We start from the raw sequence: 18,345 nt of genomic DNA, 5'->3' as shown, positions 1-18,345 counted from the left end.
CATGGACTACCAGCCCGACAAGAAGGGCCCGGTCGGCGAGCTCCTCGCGCCCGTCGCCGGCTTCGGGGTCACCTTCTCCTCGATGTTCCGTCCCACGGTCACCGAGCAGTACCCCTTCGAGAAGGTGCCGACGCAGCCGCGCTACCACGGCCGCCACCAGCTCAACCGCTACGCGGACGGCCTGGAGAAGTGCATCGGCTGCGAGCTGTGCGCCTGGGCCTGCCCGGCGGACGCCATCCTCGTCGAGGGCGCCAACAACAGCCCCGACGCCCAGTACTCCCCCGGGGAGCGCTACGGCCGCGTCTACCAGATCAACTACCTGCGCTGCATCTTCTGCGGGTACTGCATCGAGGCCTGCCCCACGCGGGCGCTGACGATGGGCAACGACTACGAGCTCACCGGCCCCACCCGTGAGGGCCTCATCTACGAGAAGCAGGACCTCCTGGCCCCGCTCATGCCCGGGATGCTCGCCCCGCCCCACCCGATGGTCGAGGGCGCCGACGACGACACCTACTACCGCGGCGAGGTCACCGGCCCCACCGAGGCACAGGTCGAGTGGGTGCGCGAGAACCGTCCCGAGGACGAGAGCCTGCAGACCGCGCGTCCCGTCGAGGGGGCCCCCGCATGATCCTGCCCATGACACTGGCCGAGACCGGCGTCACGAGCACGGGGGAGGAGGTCTTCTTCTGGATCGTCGCGCCCCTCGCGGTGCTCGCGGCCCTGGGCCTGCTCTTCGCCCGCAAGGCGATGTACGCCGCCATGTGCGTCGTGTTCGTCATGATCGCGCTGGCCGGGTTCTACATCGTCCAGGAGGCGATCTTCCTCGGGGTCGCGCAGATCGTCGTCTACACCGGCGCGATCATGATGCTCTTCCTCTTCGTCCTCATGCTCGTCGGCGTCGACTCCTCCGACTCGGTCGTCGAGACGCTCAAGGGCCAGCGCTGGATCGGCTTTCTCGGGGGTGCCGGGCTCATCGCGCTCGTCGCCGCCGTCGGCCTGCGCGCCGCCCTGCCCGCCCCGCGCGGCCTCGAGGCCGCCAACGCGGACACCAACCCGGTGGGCGTGGCGCGGCTCCTCTTCTCCGACTACGTCGTGGCGATGGAGGTGGCGGGCATCCTGCTCGTCACCGCCGCCGTGGGCGCCGTCGTCCTCACGCGTGCCGAGCGGCTGCGCAAGAAGCGCACCCAGCGGGACGTCGCCGAGGCCAAGATGGCCGCCTATGCCGCGGAGGGCGGGCGCATCCGCAGCCTGCCGGCCCCCGGTGTCTACGCGCGGCACAACGCCGCCGACGTCCCCGCCCTCGGCGCGGACGGCAAGCCGATCGACGAGTCCGTGCCCCGGGTGCTGCGCATCCGTGGCCAGCAGCGCAGCATCGCCTCGGTCAGCCCTGAGCTCGCCGCACAGCTCGCGACGTCCACCAGCTCCCACCCCGGCGACCTGGGTGCGCGCAGCGTCACCCAGTCCGGCATGCCGGGGATGCCCGGCACCACGCCGGCGCCGGGGACCGAGACCGTGGACGGCGAGGTGCCCACGAGCCAGAGCACCGAGGACACCGGCGCGTTGCGTGCGCACGTGCCGGACCAGCAGGAGGAGCAGCGATGAGCCTGGTCAACTACCTGGTCCTGTCCGGGATCCTCTTTTCCATCGGGGCGGTCGCGGTGCTGCTGCGGCGCAACAGCATCATCGCCCTCATGGGGGTCGAGCTCATGCTCAACGCCGCGAACCTCACGCTCATCACCTTCGCCCGGTGGCACGGCAACCTGCACGGTGAGGTCTTCGCCTTCTTCGTCATGCTCGTCGCCGCCGCCGAGGTCGTCATCGGCCTGGCGATCGTCGTCTCCATCTTCCGAACCCGCCGGTCGGCGTCCATCGACGACGTCAACCTGCTCAAGAACTGACGGGGAGCAACGTGCACATGCTGGGAACTCCGGCACTGACCGTGCCCACTGACGTGGTGGACGCCGCCGCGGCAGGCGGCGCGGCCTCCTACGCGTGGCTCATGGTCGCGCTGCCGCTCGCCGGTGCCGCCGTGCTGCTGCTCGCCGGCCGCCGCTCCAACGGTTGGGGCCACTGGCTGGGCGTGCTCGCCTCGGCCGGCTCCTTCGTCGTCGGGCTCCTCGTCGTCCTCCAGCTGTTCGGGCTCGACCCCGAGCAGCGGGTCATGGGGCTGCACCTGTTCACCTGGCTGCCCGCCGGTGACCTCACGGTGGACGCGGGGCTGCGCATCGACCCGCTGTCGATGACCTTCGTCCTCCTCGTCACCTTCGTGGGCACGCTGATCCACGTGTACTCGGTGGCCTACATGGAGCACGACGTCGACCGCCGCCGGTTCTTCGCCTACCTCAACCTCTTCGTCGCGGCGATGCTGCTGCTCGTCCTCGCCGACTCCTACGTGCTCCTCTTCGTCGGCTGGGAGGGCGTGGGCCTGGCCTCCTACCTCCTCATCGGCTTCTGGAACTTCCGCACGGAGTACGCGGTGGCCGCGAAGAAGGCCTTCGTCATGAACCGCGTCGGCGACGTCGGCCTGCTCCTCGCGATGATGATGATGTTCGCCGCCTTCGGCACGGTCGAGTTCGAGGGTGTCTTCGCGGGCGCGCAGGGCGCCAGCACGACGATCCTCACGATCACCGGGCTGTTCCTCCTCCTCGCGGCCTGCGGAAAGTCCGCCCAGTTCCCGCTGCAGGCCTGGCTGGGCGACGCGATGGCCGGCCCCACGCCGGTCTCCGCGCTCATCCACGCCGCGACCATGGTGACGGCGGGCGTCTACCTCATCGTGCGCTCCGCGCCGGTCTTCGACGGTGCGCCCACGGCGCAGCTCGTCGTCGTCATCGTCGGCGCGATCACCCTGGTCTTCGGGGCGGTCGTCGGTGCGGCCAAGGACGACATCAAGAAGGTGCTCGCCGCCTCGACGATGTCCCAGATCGGCTACATGATGCTCGCAGCGGGCCTGGGTCCGGTCGGCTACGCCTTCGCGATCTTCCACCTCGTCACCCACGGCTTCTTCAAGGCCGGGATGTTCCTCGGGGCCGGCTCGGTCATGCACGGCATGGACGACCAGGTCGACATGCGCCGCTTCGGCGGGCTGGGCACGCACATGAAGATCACCTGGCTCACCTTCGGTGCCGGCTGGCTGGCCATCATCGGCTTCCCGGGCCTGTCCGGCTTCTGGAGCAAGGACCTCATCATCGAGGCTGCTTTCGTCGGTGAGGGCTGGCGCCCGTGGGTCTTCGGCACGGTCACCCTCCTCGTCGCCGGGCTCACCGCCTTCTACATGTCGCGCCTGTTCTTCATGACCTTCCACGGCAAGGAGCGCTGGGCGCCCACCCGCGAGGGCACGAAGCAGCACCCGCACGAGTCCCCGCTGCTCATGACGGTGCCGATGGTCATCCTCGCCGTCGGCTCGGTCGGCCTCGGTGCCGTGCTCGCCGCCGGCGACGGCTTCGTCACCTGGCTCGAGCCCGTCACCGGGCACGCCGAGCACCACGAGCCCGTGCTGCCCATCGCGGCCATCATGGCCGCGACGGTCGTCCTCATGGCGATCGGTGTCTTCCTCGCGTGGCGCCAGTACGCCGCGTCCACCGTCCCGGTCGAGGCCCCCCGCGGCTCGGTGCTCACCCGCGCCGCCCGCCGCGACCTCTACCAGGACGCCGTCAACGAAGGAGTGTTCATGCGCCCGGGGCAGTACCTCACCCGCGCCCTCGTCTACGGGGACTCCGCCGTGGTCGACGGCGCGGTCATGGGCCTGGCCCGTGGCACCGCCGGGTCCGGCGGGTGGCTGCGCCGCCTGCAGACCGGCTACATCCGCTCCTACGCCGCGATCATGCTCGTCGGTGTCGTAGCCGCCCTTGCCGTCGTCCTGGCCTCGCGCGGCTGAGCTGGAGGAAGCGACCAATGCAGAACATCAGTGACCTTCCCTGGCTGAGCCTGCTCATCGTCGTGCCGCTCGTCGCGGCCGCGGTGATCTGGCTCGTGCCCGCCCTCCACCGGGTGGCCCGTACCGTCGGCCTCGTCGTCTCCCTCGTCGTCCTCGCCGGCTTCGTCGTCATGGCAAGCGGCTTCGACCTCGGCGCCGCCGCGGAGCACCAGTTCACCGAGCAGCTGTCGTGGATCCCGCAGCTCGGCGTCTCCTACGCCGTCGGGATCAACGGCCTGGGCCTGACGATGGTGGGCCTGTCGGTCCTTCTCGTCCCGCTCGCACTGCTCGCGGCCTGGCGGGAGCAGGAGATCGTGCCCGACGGTGCGGTCGTCGCGCGCCGCCAGGCCGGCTTCGTGGCCCTCGTCCTCCTCCTCGAGGCGACGATGGTGGCCGTCTTCTCCGCCCGTGACGTCTTCCTCTTCTACGTCGTCTTCGAGGCGATGCTCATCCCGGTGTACTTCCTCATCGGGAACTACGGCGGCCCCAAGCGCCGCTACGCCGCGCTGAAGTTCCTCGTCTACTCCCTGGCGAGCGGCCTCGTCATGCTCGTCGGCGTCATCGCCCTCGGCGTCATGGGGCCCGGCGGGGAGCAGGCGTTCCTCATCGACACCCTCGCCGGCACCGATCTCGGCGTGTGGGCCGAGCGGTGGATCTTCATCTCCTTCTTCATCGCCTTTGCGGTCAAGGCGCCGATGTGGCCGGTCCACACCTGGCTGCCCGACGCCGCTCAGCAGGCCTCGCCCGGCACCTCCGCGCTCCTCGTCGGTGTCCTCGACAAGGTCGGCACCTTCGGGATGCTCGCGCTGTGCCTCCCGCTCTTCCCGGAGGCCTCCCGCTGGGCCGCGCCGGTCATCATCGTGCTCGCGGTCGTCTCGATCCTCTACGGCGCCCTCGTCGCCCTGGGGCAGCGCGACGTCATGCGCCTCATCGCCTTCACCTCGGTGTCCCACTTCGGCTTCATCGTCCTGGGCATCTTCGTGCGCGAGGAGGTCGCCCTCACCGGCGCGATGCTCTACATGGTCGCCCACGGCGTCTCGACCGCTGCGATGTTCCTCTTCTCCGGCTTCCTCACCCAGCGCGGTGGCACGCAGGAGATCGCCGCGTACGGCGGCATGCAGCGCGTGACCCCGGTGCTCGCGGGCAGCTGGCTCGTCGCCGGCCTCGCGACCATCGCCCTGCCGGGACTGTCGGGCTTCGTGCCCGAGTACCTCGTCCTGCTCGGCACCTTCCGGGTGAACGTCGTCGCGGCGGTCTTCGCCGTGCTGGCCGTCATCATCGCGGCCCTGTACATCCTGCTGCCCTACCAGCGGATGTTCACCGGACCGCGCAACGAGACCCTCGCGGCGCTGCCGGACCTCGGTGCGCGTGAGAAGTGGGTCGTGGCCCTGCTGATCGCCGGCATGCTCGCCCTGGGCCTCGTGCCCGGGCCGGTCATGGACGCCGTGCGGCCGGTGGCCGAGGAGGCCGCGATCGAGCAGCCCAGCACGCTGGACTCGGCGGCTGTGGCAGGACCTGACGGATCGAGCGACGCCGCAGCCGCGGGCGCCGAGGGGAGCGAGCAGTGAACTTCGTCCCACCGCACATCGAATGGGCGGCGCTGACGCCCGTCCTCATCGTGCTCGGCGCGGGCCTTCTCGGCATCCTCGTCGCGGCCTTCGTGCCCCAGCGGGCACGCCGGGGCACCCAGGTCGCGCTCTCCGCGCTGGCGATTGCCGGCGCGCTCGTCGCCGTCGTCTGGCGCTGGACCGTCGTGACCGTCGACGGCCCCCGGGAGGTGGCCGGGGGCACCCTCATCGAGGACGGTCCCGCCCTCCTCGCCCAGGGGATCATCGCGATCGTCGCGCTCATCGCGCTGCTCGTCATCGCCGACCGCTCCGAGTGGGGCGAGGACGCCTTCGCCGCCCAGGTCGGCACCCGGCCGGGCAGCCCGGAGGAGGCCGAGGCGCAGCGCGCCGGCCTCAGCCAGACCGAGGTCTTCCCGCTCGTCCTCTTCGCGACCGGCGGCATGCTCCTGTTCCCCGCAGCCGGCGACCTCCTCATGATGTTCGTCGCGCTCGAGGTCCTCTCGCTGCCGCTCTACCTCCTCACCGCGATGGCCCGCCGCCGCCGCCTGCTGTCCCAGGAGGCCGCGCTCAAGTACTTCGTGCTCGGTGCCTTCTCCTCGGCGTTCTTCCTCATGGGCGCGGCCCTGCTCTACGGCTTCTCCGGCAGCCTGCGGCTGTCGGAGCTCGCGGTCGCGGTGCCGAGCACCGGTGGCATGGACGGCCTGCTCCTCGCCGGCTCCGTCCTCCTCGTCGTCGGCCTGCTCTTCAAGGTCGGCGCGGCGCCCTTCCACATGTGGACCCCGGACGTCTACCAGGGCGCCCCGACGCCCATCACCGGCTTCATGGCGGCCGCCACGAAGATCGCAGCCTTCGGTGCGCTGCTGCGCTTCGTCTACGTCGTCGTCCCCGGCCTCGGCTGGGACCTCGAGCCGCTGCTGTGGGGGATCGCCATCCTCACGATGGGCGTGGGCACCGTCATCGCGCTCGTCCAGACGGACGTCAAGCGGATGCTCGCCTACTCCTCGATCGCCCACGCCGGCTTCGTCCTCGTCGGCGTCATCGCCCTGGTCCAGGCCGGCATCAGCGCGGTGCTGTTCTACCTCCTCGCCTACGGCCTGGCCACGGTCGGCGCCTTCGCCGTCGTCACCCTCGTCCGTGAGCGTGATGCGGCCGGCAACGTCACCGGTGAGGCCCTGCACCTGTCCCAGTGGGCGGGCCTGGGCCGTCGCAGCCCGGGCCTGGCCCTGGCGATGACGCTGTTCCTCCTGTCCTTCGCCGGCATCCCGCTCACCGGTGGCTTCATCGGGAAGTTCGCGGTCTTCGCCGCCGGCGTCGAGGGCGGGGCGACCGTGCTCGTCGTCGTCGCCGTCCTCGCCAGCGCCGCGGCCGCCTTCTTCTACGTCCGCCTCGTCGTGCTCATGTTCTTCACCGAGCCCGACGGCGAGCGCACGGCCGTCGTCCGCTCCGAGGGCCTCACCTCGGTGGCGATCGCGGTCTGCGCCCTCGGCACCGTGCTCCTCGGTGTCCTGCCCGGCCCGGTGCTCGACCTCGCCGAGCAGGCGGCGACGTTCCTGCCGTGACCGCCTCCATGTTCCAGCTCGGCAACGACGAGCTCAGCGACCGCCTCCTCGTCCGCATGGAGGAGGTGGAGGACCGCCTGCGCCAGGCCGTCACCGGCGCCGACGAGCTCGTCGACGCCCCCATGCAGCACCTGGCTGCGGCGGGCGGCAAGCGCCTGCGGCCGGCCCTCACCCTCCTCACCGCGGAGCTCGGCACCGCCGGGCGCGAGGAGGTCGCGCGGGCGGCCGTCGCCGTCGAGCTCACCCACCTCGCCACCCTCTACCACGACGACGTCATGGACTCCGCCGCCCTGCGCCGCGGGGCCCCGAGCGCGCACGCCGTCTGGGACAACTCCGTCGCGATCCTCACCGGTGACCTCCTCTTCGCCCGGGCCTCCCAGCTCGTCGCGTCCCTCGGGGCCGAGGCGGTGCTCGTGCACGCCGAGACCTTCGAGCGGCTGTGCCTGGGCCAGCTCCACGAGACCCTCGGGCCGCGCAAGGGGGAGGACCCGATCGCGCACTACATCCAGGTCCTCGCGGACAAGACCGGCTCGCTCATCGCCGCCTCGGCGCGTTACGGCGCCGTCTTCAGCGGCGCGGGGGAGGAGCTGGCCGGGGTCCTGGAGCAGTACGGCGAGAAGGTGGGCGTCGCCTTCCAGCTCGCCGACGACGTCATCGACCTCGCCTCGGACTCCGAGACCACCGGCAAGACGCCCGGCACGGACTTGCGCGAGGGCGTGGCCACCATGCCCGTGCTCCTCCTGCAGAGGCGGGCCGCGGAGGGCCGGATCGACCCGCAGGGTGCCGCGGTCCTCGAGAGGCTCGCCAGCGACCTCGGCTCGGACTCCGCGCTGCGCGCCGCCGTCGAGCAGCTGCGGGACCACGACGTCCTCGAGGAGGCTCGCGAGCTGGCCCGCCAGTGGGCCCGCGACGCCGTCGCCGAGCTCGCCCCCCTGCCCGAAGGCCCGGTGAAAGAAGCCCTAAAGGACTTCGCCAGCCTCATGGTCGACCGCCTCGCCTGACCCCTCCCCTCCGCATATGCGGGAAAGCTGCATGCCCTCCGCGCGGAGGGCAGCAGATTTCGCGCATATGCGCCAGGTGGGGTGGTGGGGGGGGCGGCGCGTGCAGCAGCGCATAGACTGGACGGCGGATTTCCCTGCCCGCACTCTCGACCAGACGAGGCTCTGTGACCAAGCCACTGCGCGTTGCGCTCATCGGCGCCGGCCCGGCCGGCATCTACGCCGCCGACATCCTGTCCAAGGCCGGCCTCGAGGTCTCCATCGACCTCTACGAGCGCCTTCCCGCCCCCTTCGGTCTGGTCCGGTACGGCGTCGCCCCCGACCACCCGCGCATCAAGCAGATCATCGTCGCGCTGCAGAAGATCCTCGCGCGCGGCGACATCCGGCTCGTCGGCAACGTCGACGTCGGCACGGACGTCACCATGGAGGAGCTGAGGCAGCACTACGACGCCGTCATCATCTCCACCGGCGCCGACAAGGACGCCCCGCTTCCCGTCCCGGGCATCGACCTGCCCGGCAGCTACGGCGCCGCGGACTTCGTCTCCTGGTACGACGGCCACCCCGACGTGCCGCGCACCTGGCCGCTGGAGGCGCAGAGCGTGGCGGTGCTCGGGGTCGGCAACGTCGCCCTCGACGTCGCGCGCATCCTCGCCAAGCACGTCGAGGACCTCATGCCCACCGAGGTCCCCGCGAACGTCGTCGAGGGCCTGCGTCGAAGCCCGGTGACCGACGTCCACGTCTTCGGCCGCCGCGGCCCCGCCCAGGTGAAGTTCACCCCGCTCGAGCTGCGTGAGCTCGGCAAGGTCCCCGACGTCGACGTCATCGTCTACGAGGAGGACTTCGAGTTCGACGAGGGCTCCGAGGCCGCGATCCGCTCGACCAACCAGACCAAGCAGGTCGTCAAGACGCTGACCGACTGGACGCTGCGCGACCCGGAGGAGCTCACCGCCTCCCGCCGCATCCACCTCCACTTCCTCCACCGGCCCGTCGAGATCCTCGGCACCGACCGCGTCGAGGGCATCCGCACCGAGCGCACCGAGCTCGTCGGGGACGGCACCGTGCGGGGCACCGGCGTCCTCGTCGACACCCCCGTCCAGGCCGTCTACCGGGCGGTGGGTTACTTCAGCTCCCCGATCGACGGCGTCGCCTTCGACCACGTCGCGGGCGTCGTGCCCAACGACGAGGGCCGCGTCATGGACGCGGACGGCGAGATCGTCACCGGTCTGTACGCCACGGGCTGGATCAAGCGCGGACCGGTCGGCCTCATCGGGTCGACGAAGTCCGACGCGCAGCAGACGATCGGCCACCTCGTCGCCGACGTCGAGGCCGGGCGCATCGCGCCGGGCAGGGCGCCGGCCGACCCGGACGCCCTCATCGCCGCCCTCGAGGCGCGCGGTGTGCCGACGACGAGCTGGTCGGGCTGGGAACTCCTGGACGCCTACGAGCGTTCCCTGGGTGAGGCCGAGGGGCGCGAGCGCGTCAAGGTCGTGCCCAGGGACGAGATGACTCGCGTGTCGCGGGGGGAGGAGAGCTGAGGATGGACGGCGGTCGACGGCACCTCAACGGAGTCAAGACCGCGGCGCTCTTCGGCGTCATGTGGGCCGTCCTCCTCGGGATCGGCGGCCTCGTCTCCAGCGGCACCGGCTCCGGTGCCTTCATCTGGGTCTTCGCCCTCATCGGCGTCGGCACGACGTTCTACAGCTACTGGAACTCCGACAAGCTGGCGATCCGCGCCATGGGCGCGCGGCCCGTCTCGGAGGCGGAGGCGCCGGTCATGTACCGGATCGTCCGCGAGCTCTCGACGACGGCACGCCAGCCGATGCCGCGCCTGTACGTCTCGCCCACCGTCCAGCCCAACGCCTTCGCCACCGGCCGCAACCCGCGCAACGCCGCGGTGTGCTGCACGGCGGGCATCCTGCAGATCCTCGACGAGCGCGAACTGCGCGGGGTACTGGGCCACGAGCTCATGCACGTGTACAACCGCGACATCCTCACCTCGTCGATGGCCGCGGCCATCGCCGGGCTCATCACCTCCGTGGCACAGTTCCTCCTGTTCTTCGGAGGGGGCCGGGACCGTGGCGGCAACCCGCTGGCGATGATCGCGACGGCGCTGCTCGCCCCGATCGCCGCCTCGCTCATCCAGCTGGCGATCTCCCGCACCCGCGAGTTCGACGCGGACGAGGACGGCGCCCAGCTCACCGGCGACCCGATGGCCCTGGCCTCGGCCCTCGCCAAGCTCGAGCGGGGCACGGCGGCCGCCCCGCTGCGGCCCGAGCCGCGGCTCGAGGACGTCTCGCACATGATGATCGCCAACCCCTTCCGGGGCGGCGGGAGGACCAAGCTCTTCGCCACCCACCCCCCGATGGCCGAGCGCATCGCCCGCCTGGAGCGGATGGCCGGCTACCGCTGACCTGCGCGAGTGTCGGTGCGCCCCTCTCCCGCCTGCACGTCACCTTGCGCCCGCTATGCGACTGTGCGCCCGGTCAACAGGGGGCACAGTGGTACCAGCGGGGGCACAGTGCGAGGAGGCGGCCGCGGCGCGGGCGAGCCTCAGCGGTAGTTGACGAACTGCAGGGCGGCGTCGATGTCCTCGGCGCCCTTGAGGAGCGCGATGACGGCCTGGAGGTCGTCCCGGTTCTTGGAGGACACCCGCACCTCGTCGCCGGTGATCTGGGTCTTGACGCCCTTGGGGCCCTCGTCGCGGACGAGCTTGGTGATCTTCTTCGCGTTCTCGGAGCTGAGGCCCTCCTTGAGCGTGCCCACGAGGCGGTACTCCTTGCCCGAGGCCTGGGGCTCGTTCTCGCCGGTGTCCAGCGCCTTGAGGGACACCCCGCGGCGGATGAGCTTGCTCTGCAGGACGTCGAGCACCGCGAGGACCCGCTCCTCGGAGTTCGCCCTCATGAGGATCGCGTCCTCGCCGCTCCACTCGACCGAGGCGCCCACGCCCTTGAAGTCGTAGCGCTGGGCAATCTCCTTGGCGGCCTGGTTGACGGCGTTGTCCACCTCCTGGCGGTCGATCTTGCTCACGACGTCGAAGGACGAGTCGGCTGCCATCGGTGGGGTCTCCTTGGGTGCGAGGTGGATCACGCGGGCTCCTGGTTGGGAGCACCCGCTCCGGCTTGGTATTGTTCCACTCGGTCCTGCACGGACCAAGGCGGGTTGCCCGAGTGGCCAAAGGGAGCTGACTGTAAATCAGCCGCGGAATGCTTCGCAGGTTCGAATCCTGCACCCGCCACGTGAGACGGCCCGGATCCCCGCAGATCCGGGCCGTCGTCGTCGGTGGTGACCGTCCGCCGGGGACGTGAGGCAGGCCACGCCTGGGCGATTTCGTCCGAGCCGCCTCAGCATGTACGGTTGTCAGCGCCGCCCCGATAGCTCAGTCGGCAGAGCGTCTCCATGGTAAGGAGAAGGTCAAGGGTTCGATTCCCTTTCGGGGCTCCGATCGACGTCCACGTCGTGCGTCACGTAACATGGCGTGCCGGCCATGGTCGACGATCATGGCGGGGTAGCTCAGGTGGTTAGAGCACACGGCTCATAATCGTGGTGTCGCGGGTTCGAGTCCCGCCCCCGCTACTGAACGACACGGCTCCGGGGCCCCGGAGCCCCGATGAACGCGAGGAATACCGTGGCCAGCAAGTCCAGCGACGTCCGTCCGAAGATCACCCTCGCGTGCGAGGAGTGCAAGGAGCGGAACTACATCACCAACAAGAACCGTCGGAACAACCCCGACCGCCTCGAGGTGAAGAAGTTCTGCCCGCGCGACAACCGCCACACGATCCACCGCGAGACCCGCTGACCGGTCGCTGACCGCGTGAACGAGAGTCCCGACCGCCCCACCAGCGTCAACCTGGCGCTCGTGGGGCGTTCGTACGCCCCCACGGAGACCTACCGCGTCTCCGCCGCGAAGATCGCCGAGATGGCCGCCGCCACCGGTGCCGGCCACCCCGCCCACACCGACCGGGACGCCGCCCGTGAGCTCGGCTACGACGACGTCGTCGCGCCGCCCACCTTCGCCGTCGTCGTCGCCCAGCGCGCCGAGCAGGCCTACATCGCCGACCCCGAGTCGGGGATCGACTTCTCCCGGGTGGTCCACGCGGAGGAGCGCTTCACCCACCACCGCCCCATCGTCGCCGGGGACCTCCTGCGCACCACCGTCCACGTCGACTCCGTCACCGAGCGGGCGGGCATCGCGATGGTGAGCACCCGGGCTGAGATCGCCGACGACGCCGGAACGCCCGTCGCGACCGTCCGCTCGACGCTCGCCGTGCGCGGGAAGGGACGCTGATGGACCTGTCCGCCCTCGCCGTCGGGGACGAGCTGTTCACCCGCACCTACGCCGTCGACCGCGCGCTGCTCGTGCGCTACGCCGGCGCGTCCGGGGACTTCAACCCCATCCACTACAACGAGCGCATCGCCCGCGACGTCGGCCTCGACGGCGTCATCGCCCACGGCATGGCGACGATGGGCCTGGCCGCGGCCGCCGTCGCCGACTGGGCGGGGGACCCGGGCGTCGTCATGGACTACGGGGTGCGCTTCACCCGCCCGATCGTCGTGCCGGACCCCGGTGCGGTCGAGCTCGAGGTGAGCGGGAAGGTGGGCGCCCTGGACGCCGAGGCCGGTACGGTGCGCGTGGACCTCACCGCGCGGGCCGCGGGCGTCACGGTGCTCGCCAAGGCCCACGCCGTGGTCCGGCCCAGGTGAGCGCCACCACCTCGCCCGCCGGCCGGCGCGCGACCGGAGCGGTGCTCGGGATCTTCGCCCTCAACGGCTTCCTCTTCGCCAGCTGGGTCTCCCGCCTGCCCGCCGTCCGTGACGCCCTCGGGCTGAGCCCCGGCGAGATGGGTGTGCTCCTCCTCGTCGGCTCCGTCGGCTCCCTGCTCGCGCTGCCCGCCGGTGGCGCCGTCGCGCAGCGGGTGGGCGCGGCGCTGACCGTGCGTGGTGGGGTCGTCGTCGCGGTCGCGGGCTTCGCGGTCGTCGCGGCGGGGCTGCTCTCCGGCGTCGTCCCGCTGCTCGCGGTGGGCCTGCTCGTCGCGCAGATGGGGATCGCCGCCTGGGACGTCGCGATGAACCTCGAGGGCGGGCTGGTCGAGCACGAGATCGAGCGGGAGATCATGCCCCGCTTCCATGCGGGCTTCTCCCTCGGCACCGTGGCGGGGGCGGTGCTCGGGGCCGGCGCCGCACTCCTCGGGGTGCCGGTGGTCGTGCACCTCGCGACCGTCGCCGTCGCCGTCGTGGTCGGCGGGCTGGTCGCCACCCGCGGCTTCCTCCCCTTCACCCCCGCGCCGCTCGAGACCGGCCGACGCCGCCGCCTCGCCGCCGCGCTCGGCGGGTGGCGCGAGCCGCGCACCCTCCTCGTCGGCGTCATGGTCCTGGCCTTCGCCCTCACCGAGGGCGCCGCCAACGACTGGCTCGCACTCGGCGTCGTCGACGGCTTCGGCACGTCCGACGCCGTCGGCGCCCTCGGCTTCGGTGTCTTCGTCACCGCGATGACGGTCATGCGCCTGGCGGGGGAGCGGCTGCTCGCCCGCTTCGGGCGGGTGGCGGTGCTGCGCGGCACGACCGTCCTCGCGCTCGCCGGCCTCCTGCTCTTCGCCCTCTCCCCGGTGCTGTGGCTGGCGCTCCTCGGCGGGGCGCTGTGGGGCCTGGGCGCCGCGCTCGGCTTCCCCGCGGGCATGAGCGCGGCGGGCGACGAGCCGCTCAGGGCGGCCACCCGCGTCTCGGTCGTCGCCTCGATCGGGTACACGGCCTTCCTCTGCGGCCCGCCGCTCCTCGGTCTGCTCGCCGAGCACGTCGGCTACCGCCGGGCGATGCTCGCGATCGCCGTGCCCCTCGCCGTCGCCTTCCTCGTCGCCCGGGCCGCACGCCCGCTGCCGCAGACGCCGCGACCGCTGGACGCTCCCGCGCCGGGCCACGTCTAGATTGGTCCGGTGAGCACCACCGAGCAGTCCCCGGCCCCGCGGAGCACGCTGGCCGAGCTGACCACCTTCCGCGTCGGCGGGCCGGTGGCCCGTCTCGTCGAGGCGTCGACGGAGGCCGAGTTCGTCGCCGCCGTGCGCGAGGCCGACGAGCAGGGCACCACGCTCCTCGTCCTCGGTGGCGGCTCCAACCTCCTCGCCTCCGACGACGGCTTCGACGGCGTCGTCGTGCGTGACGCGCGCCGAGGCATCCGCACCGAGTCGCAGTACGCGTGTGCCGGCGTCTCGATCACCGTGCCCGCCGGTCACCCCTGGGACGACGTCGTCGCCACCGCGGTCGCCGAGGGCTGGCGCGGTGTCGAGGCGCTCTCGGGGATCCCCGGGTCCACCGGCGCCACCCCCGTGCAGAACGTCGGCGCCTACGGCCAGGAAGTTGCCGAGACGCTCGAGACGGTGCGCGTCTACGACCGCCTCGAGCAGCGCACGCGCACCCTCGTCGTCAGCGAGCTCGGGCTGGGCTACCGCACGAGCGTGCTCAAGCGCTCCCTCACCGACACCCGCGCGGGCGGGGGGCGCACGTGGGGTCCCACGGGCCGGTACGTCGTCCTCGAGGTCGGCTTCCAGCTCGCGCTCGGCTCCACCTCGGCGCCCGTCCGGTACGCCGAGCTGGCACGTGCGCTCGGCGTCGAGCTCGGCGCCCGCGCGCCGGCCGCCGAGGTCCGGCAGGCCGTTCGCGAGCTGCGCCGCGGCAAGGGGATGGTCCTGGACGACGCTGACCCCGACACGTGGTCGGCCGGCTCCTTCTTCACCAACCCGGTGCTCACGGTGGAGCAGGCCGACGCCCTGCTGCCGCCCGACGCGCCCCGCTTCCCGGTCGAGGACCGCTCCCGGCCAGCCTTCGGCGCCACTCAGCCCACGGTCCCGGGCCTGGTCAAGACCTCCGCCGCCTGGCTCATCTCCCGCTCCGGCGTCGAGCGTGGGCAGGGCGACCCTCGGCGCGCCGCGGTGTCGAGCAAGCACGTCCTGGCGCTGACGAACCGGGGCGGGGCGAGCGCCGCCGACGTGGTCGAGCTCGCCCGCACGGTGCGTGACACCGTCCGCGCGCGCTTCGGCGTCGAGCTCGTCCCCGAGCCGGTCCTCCTCGGCGTGAGCCTCTAGGACTCCAGCCAGGCGTCGATCTCGGCCAGCCAGCGCCGCTTGCTCGACTCCGCCGCCAGACTCGCGCGGACCGAGCCGCGGGCCAGCTCGGCGAGGGCGGCGTCGTCCATGCCGTGGTCCTCCCGCGCGATGCGGTACTGGTCGGTGAGGCGGGAGACGAACAGGAGCGGGTCGTCGGCGCTCAGCGCGATCCGGGCCCCCGCCTCGTGGAGGGCCCGCAGCGGGACGTCCGCGGCCGTGGGGTAGACCCCGAGCGCGACGTTGCTCGCCGGGGCCAGCTCGAGCGCGATGCCCGCCTCGGTGACCTTCTCCAGCAGCGCGAGGTCCTCGGCGAGGCGCACACCGTGCCCCAGCCGGGTGGGTCCGAGGTGGGTGAGGACGGAGCGGACGTGGTCGGGACCGAGGAGCTCCCCGCCGTGGGGCAGGCTCGCCAGCCCGGCCTGCCGGGCGATGGTGAAGGCGGGGGCGAAGTCGCTCGTGTCCCCGCGACGCTCGTCGTTGCTCAGCCCGAAGCCGACGACCTCGCCCGGGCCGTCGCCGCTGTGGCGCACCGCCAGCCGCGCCAGCGTGCGAGCGTCGAGCGGGTGGCGGGTGCGCGAGGCGGCGACGACGACGCCGATCTCCACGCCCGTCGTCCGGCTCGCCACCCGGGCCTCGTCCAGGACGATCTCCAGCGCCGGGGTGAGCCCACCGACGAAGGGTGCGTAGGACGTCGGGTCGACCTGGATCTCCAGGCGGCGCGACCCCTCGGCGGCGTCGTCCTCGGCTGCCTCGCGCACGATCCGCCGCATCGCGGCCTCGCTGCGCACGACGGCGCGGGCGGCGTCGTAGAGGCGCTGGAAGCGGAACCAGCCCCGCTCCCCTGCGGGTACCCGCAGCGCCTGCCCGTCGAGCAGGGCCGGCGGGAGACGGATCCCGGCCTCCGTGGCCAGCTCGGCCAGGGTGCTGGGCCGCATCGAGCCGGTGAAGTGGAGATGCAGGTGGGTCTTGGGCAGCGTCGTCATGTCCCGCACGGGCCTGAGTCTGTCACGGACCCGGCGGCGACGACGTGCGGCGCCGCCCCGCCGGGTCGTGGTGGACTGTCCCCCATGGACGAGTCGGTGTCGCAGACCGAGCGGGACGACGTCGCCCTGCTCACCGGCCCCGGGGCGGGGGAGGTGCTGGGGGCGGCGCTCGCGGCCGAGGGCGCCACGCTGGGCCCGTGGCGGGTCCACACGGTGCACCACCGGCCCGGTGCCGGCGTCACTGTCGGCTACACGGTGCGCACCGGCGGCGACGGCCCGGACGACTACCTGTGCGCGACGACGGGCCGCGTCACCGCGCCGGCGGGGGAGGGGCTCGTCCGCCTGGAGAGCGGCGGCAGCGTCATCCACGTGTGGCGCCACCCGGCCGACCCGGAGCTCCCGGCGCTCGCGGCGGCCTGCTCCCCGGCCGCGCTGGCCCAGCGCCTGGGCGTGGAGCGGCAGCCCGCCGTCGAGCTCCTCGCCTACCGCCCGCTGCGCCGCGCGGTCGTGCGGGCGCGGGGGACGGGCCTCACGGACGGGGAGGTCTACGCGAAGGTCGTGCGGCCGCGGGCGCTGCACCAGCTCGCCACCCGCCACCGCGTGGTCACCGCCGCCGGTGTCCCGGCGCCGGAGGTGCTCCACGAGGACGACGACGGCCTGCTTATCATCCGCGCGGGGCGCGGCGCCTCCCTGGCGAATGCGCTGGCGCAGGGGATGGAGCCGGCGCGGGCGCGCGCCGTCCTCGACGACGTCGTCGCCGTCCTCGACCGCCTGCCCGCGGCCGCGCTCGAGCTGCCGCGCCGGCCCGCCTGGGCCGAGCGTTCGGCGCACTACGCCCACGCGGCGAGTGTCGTCCTGCCCGAGCACCGCGCGCGCATCGAGGCGCTCGCCGACGGCGTGGCCGCCGCGCTGGCGAGCACCGACGCCGGTCCCGTCGTGCCCACCCACGGTGACCTCTACGAGGCCAACCTCCTCATGACCGGCGGGCGCGTCAGCACCCTGCTCGACCTCGACTCCCTCGGCCCGGGGCGCCGCGTCGACGACCTCGCCTGCCTCCTCGCGCACGTGAGCGTGCTGCCCCACCTCGCCCCGCGCACCTACCCCGGCGTGCCCGCCGTCCTGGAGACGTGGACCGAGCGGTGCGAGCGGCTCGTGGACCGCGGCGCGCTCCGGGCCCGGGCGGCGGGTGTCGTGCTCTCGCTCGTGGCCGGTGCGCGACGCACGGGCGCGGCGGGGTGGCGCGCCGACGCCGAAGGGCGCCTGGCGGAGGCCGAGAGCTGGCTCGCCGGGGCCAGATGAGAGGCCTCTCATCCGGCCCTCCTCCCCCTCTCATCCGGGCAGGGTGGGCTGATACTCGGGGGTGACAGACACACCCGACGAGGAGGGACGAGCGATGAGCGCACGACGCTGGGTGACGACAGGGGTCCTGGGGGCCCTCGGCATCGGCGGTGCGGTGATGGCCTCGGCCATCACCGATCCACCCGACAGCCAGACGCTGCCCGCTGTGCGGGTGGCCGGTAAGGAGGCCGGCCCGTCCGCCACCCCCGACCCTGGGGCGACCGACCCGTCCTCACCTGCGGCGGGCACGGCGACGCCCGCCACGGACCCCGCGAGCGAGCCTGCGCCGGAGCTCAGCCAGGGGTCCACCCAGCTGAGCGCCCCCACGGCCGTCAGCGCGCCGAGCCCGGTGACCGCACCGTCCCCGGTGACGCCCCCGTCGCCGCAGAGTCCGCAGTCCGCCGACTCCGCCGCCTGATGAGAGTCACCTCATCCCCACCTCCTGAAGGTCTCACGGGCGGCGGGTTGAGTGGGGGACATCAGCCCGCCACCGCGGGCGACGGCAGGAGAAGAAGATGAGCGCACGCAAGAGCTGGATCGTCACCGGAGCCCTCGGCGCCGTCGCTGTCATCGGCGGCAGCGTCGCCAGCGCCACCGCGGACGACTCCGCGACGGCCGCCGGCACGGGCATCGACATCGTCGCCGCCGCGACGGACGCTCCGACGCCGCCGGAGACGGCCGGTCCGGAGGCAGACGCCCGCGCGACGGACCCGGCCTCGCCGACCGCCGGCTCCGCCGTCACCGCCCAGACCGCCGTCAGTGCGCAGACCGCCCAGACGCCGCTCACGCCGCCGAGCCCGGTCACCCCGCCGAGCCCGACGAGCGCCCAGAGCCCGGCCAGCGCACCCAGCCCGGCATCGGCCGACTCCGCCGACTGACCCCGCCCCGCGCA

19 protein-coding genes and 3 tRNA genes are annotated in these 18,345 nt (G+C 72.8%); 20 read left to right on the top strand and 2 right to left on the bottom strand.

What is annotated here, in order from left to right:
* The first annotated feature begins 1 nt into the window (after position 1).
* The 9 genes from nuoI to htpX all read left to right on the top strand — a co-directional run bounded on the left by nuoI (position 2) and on the right by htpX (position 10,448).
* A complete protein-coding gene (gene nuoI, locus M3148_RS07690) occupies positions 2–628 on the top strand; it encodes an NADH-quinone oxidoreductase subunit NuoI (protein WP_251304109.1) in 627 nt (208 codons plus the stop codon).
* 8 nt (positions 629–636) lie between these two features.
* The gene (locus tag M3148_RS07685) at positions 637–1,602 is read left to right on the top strand and encodes an NADH-quinone oxidoreductase subunit J (protein ID WP_251304078.1); all 966 of its coding nucleotides are present in this window, start codon (positions 637–639) and stop codon (positions 1,600–1,602) included.
* Positions 1,599–1,898 (top strand): NADH-quinone oxidoreductase subunit NuoK, encoded by a 300-nt coding sequence (gene nuoK, locus M3148_RS07680; RefSeq protein ID WP_251304077.1) that lies wholly within the window; start codon positions 1,599–1,601, stop codon positions 1,896–1,898. Before M3148_RS07685 ends, nuoK begins: the two co-directional genes overlap by 4 nt.
* Positions 1,899–1,915: 17 nt before the next feature.
* The gene (gene nuoL / locus M3148_RS07675) at positions 1,916–3,874 is read left to right on the top strand and encodes an NADH-quinone oxidoreductase subunit L (RefSeq protein ID WP_251304076.1); all 1,959 of its coding nucleotides are present in this window, start codon (positions 1,916–1,918) and stop codon (positions 3,872–3,874) included.
* Between the two features lie 17 nt (positions 3,875–3,891).
* Positions 3,892–5,481 (top strand): NADH-quinone oxidoreductase subunit M, encoded by a 1,590-nt coding sequence (locus M3148_RS07670; protein WP_251304075.1) that lies wholly within the window; start codon positions 3,892–3,894, stop codon positions 5,479–5,481.
* A complete protein-coding gene (gene nuoN, locus M3148_RS07665; RefSeq protein WP_308203224.1) occupies positions 5,478–7,040 on the top strand; it encodes an NADH-quinone oxidoreductase subunit NuoN in 1,563 nt (520 codons plus the stop codon). The genes M3148_RS07670 and nuoN overlap by 4 nt, the downstream gene beginning before the upstream one ends.
* Complete coding sequence (locus M3148_RS07660) at positions 7,037–8,041, top strand: polyprenyl synthetase family protein (protein WP_440136908.1); 1,005 nt, start codon at positions 7,037–7,039, stop codon at positions 8,039–8,041. Before nuoN ends, M3148_RS07660 begins: the two co-directional genes overlap by 4 nt.
* Positions 8,042–8,205: 164 nt before the next feature.
* Positions 8,206–9,573, top strand: coding sequence for an FAD-dependent oxidoreductase (locus M3148_RS07655; RefSeq protein ID WP_251304074.1), 1,368 nt, complete (start codon positions 8,206–8,208; stop codon positions 9,571–9,573).
* A 2-nt stretch (positions 9,574–9,575) separates the two neighbouring features.
* Complete coding sequence (gene htpX, locus M3148_RS07650; RefSeq protein ID WP_251304073.1) at positions 9,576–10,448, top strand: zinc metalloprotease HtpX; 873 nt, start codon at positions 9,576–9,578, stop codon at positions 10,446–10,448.
* Positions 10,449–10,588: 140 nt separating this feature from the next.
* Here the strand turns inward: htpX and M3148_RS07645 are convergent, their stop codons facing one another.
* Positions 10,589–11,092: a YajQ family cyclic di-GMP-binding protein gene (locus M3148_RS07645; protein ID WP_251304107.1), complete on the bottom strand. Its 504-nt coding sequence runs from the start codon at positions 11,090–11,092 to the stop codon at positions 10,589–10,591.
* A gap of 99 nt (positions 11,093–11,191) precedes the next feature.
* Here M3148_RS07645 and M3148_RS07640 point away from each other — a divergent pair.
* The 8 genes from M3148_RS07640 (at position 11,192) to M3148_RS07605 (ending at position 15,111) form a co-directional block, all read left to right on the top strand.
* Positions 11,192–11,273 (top strand) — tRNA-Tyr (locus M3148_RS07640).
* Between the two features lie 130 nt (positions 11,274–11,403).
* Positions 11,404–11,476: transfer RNA gene (locus M3148_RS07635), tRNA-Thr, on the top strand.
* 61 nt (positions 11,477–11,537) lie between these two features.
* Positions 11,538–11,611, top strand: a tRNA-Met gene (locus M3148_RS07630).
* A 52-nt stretch (positions 11,612–11,663) separates the two neighbouring features.
* Positions 11,664–11,834 (top strand): 50S ribosomal protein L33, encoded by a 171-nt coding sequence (gene rpmG / locus M3148_RS07625; RefSeq protein ID WP_251838743.1) that lies wholly within the window; start codon positions 11,664–11,666, stop codon positions 11,832–11,834.
* 15 nt (positions 11,835–11,849) lie between these two features.
* Entirely contained in the window at positions 11,850–12,323 is a 474-nt protein-coding gene (locus tag M3148_RS07620; RefSeq protein WP_251304071.1) for an FAS1-like dehydratase domain-containing protein, read from the top strand.
* Positions 12,323–12,739 carry a MaoC/PaaZ C-terminal domain-containing protein gene (locus tag M3148_RS07615; RefSeq protein WP_251304070.1) on the top strand — a complete coding sequence of 139 codons (417 nt, stop codon included), beginning with the start codon at positions 12,323–12,325 and terminating at the stop codon, positions 12,737–12,739. The genes M3148_RS07620 and M3148_RS07615 overlap by 1 nt, the downstream gene beginning before the upstream one ends.
* Positions 12,736–13,956: an MFS transporter gene (locus tag M3148_RS07610; protein ID WP_251304069.1), complete on the top strand. Its 1,221-nt coding sequence runs from the start codon at positions 12,736–12,738 to the stop codon at positions 13,954–13,956. The genes M3148_RS07615 and M3148_RS07610 overlap by 4 nt, the downstream gene beginning before the upstream one ends.
* Positions 13,957–13,965: 9 nt before the next feature.
* Entirely contained in the window at positions 13,966–15,111 is a 1,146-nt protein-coding gene (locus M3148_RS07605) for a UDP-N-acetylmuramate dehydrogenase (protein ID WP_251304068.1), read from the top strand.
* Here M3148_RS07605 and M3148_RS07600 read toward each other — a convergent pair.
* A complete protein-coding gene (locus tag M3148_RS07600; RefSeq protein WP_251304067.1) occupies positions 15,108–16,124 on the bottom strand; it encodes an adenosine deaminase in 1,017 nt (338 codons plus the stop codon). The genes M3148_RS07605 and M3148_RS07600 overlap by 4 nt on opposite strands.
* Before the next feature lie 75 nt (positions 16,125–16,199).
* On the opposite strand from M3148_RS07600, the gene M3148_RS07595 reads away from it, so the two are divergent.
* The 3 genes from M3148_RS07595 (at position 16,200) to M3148_RS07585 (ending at position 18,331) form a co-directional block, all read left to right on the top strand.
* Complete coding sequence (locus M3148_RS07595) at positions 16,200–17,414, top strand: phosphotransferase (RefSeq protein WP_251304066.1); 1,215 nt, start codon at positions 16,200–16,202, stop codon at positions 17,412–17,414.
* A gap of 94 nt (positions 17,415–17,508) precedes the next feature.
* Positions 17,509–17,871, top strand: a complete 363-nt coding sequence (locus tag M3148_RS07590) for a hypothetical protein (protein WP_251304065.1) — start codon at positions 17,509–17,511, stop codon at positions 17,869–17,871.
* A gap of 97 nt (positions 17,872–17,968) precedes the next feature.
* On the top strand, positions 17,969–18,331 hold the full coding sequence (locus M3148_RS07585) for a hypothetical protein (protein WP_251304064.1): 363 nt from the start codon (positions 17,969–17,971) through the stop codon (positions 18,329–18,331).
* Positions 18,332–18,345 lie beyond the last annotated feature (14 nt).

The organism is Georgenia satyanarayanai (genome assembly GCF_023715365.1).
GTDB classification, from domain to species: domain Bacteria; phylum Actinomycetota; class Actinomycetes; order Actinomycetales; family Actinomycetaceae; genus Oceanitalea; species Oceanitalea satyanarayanai_B.
The sequence above is the reverse complement of the archived record's forward strand: the minus strand, read 5'-3'. Positions and strand labels throughout refer to the sequence as shown.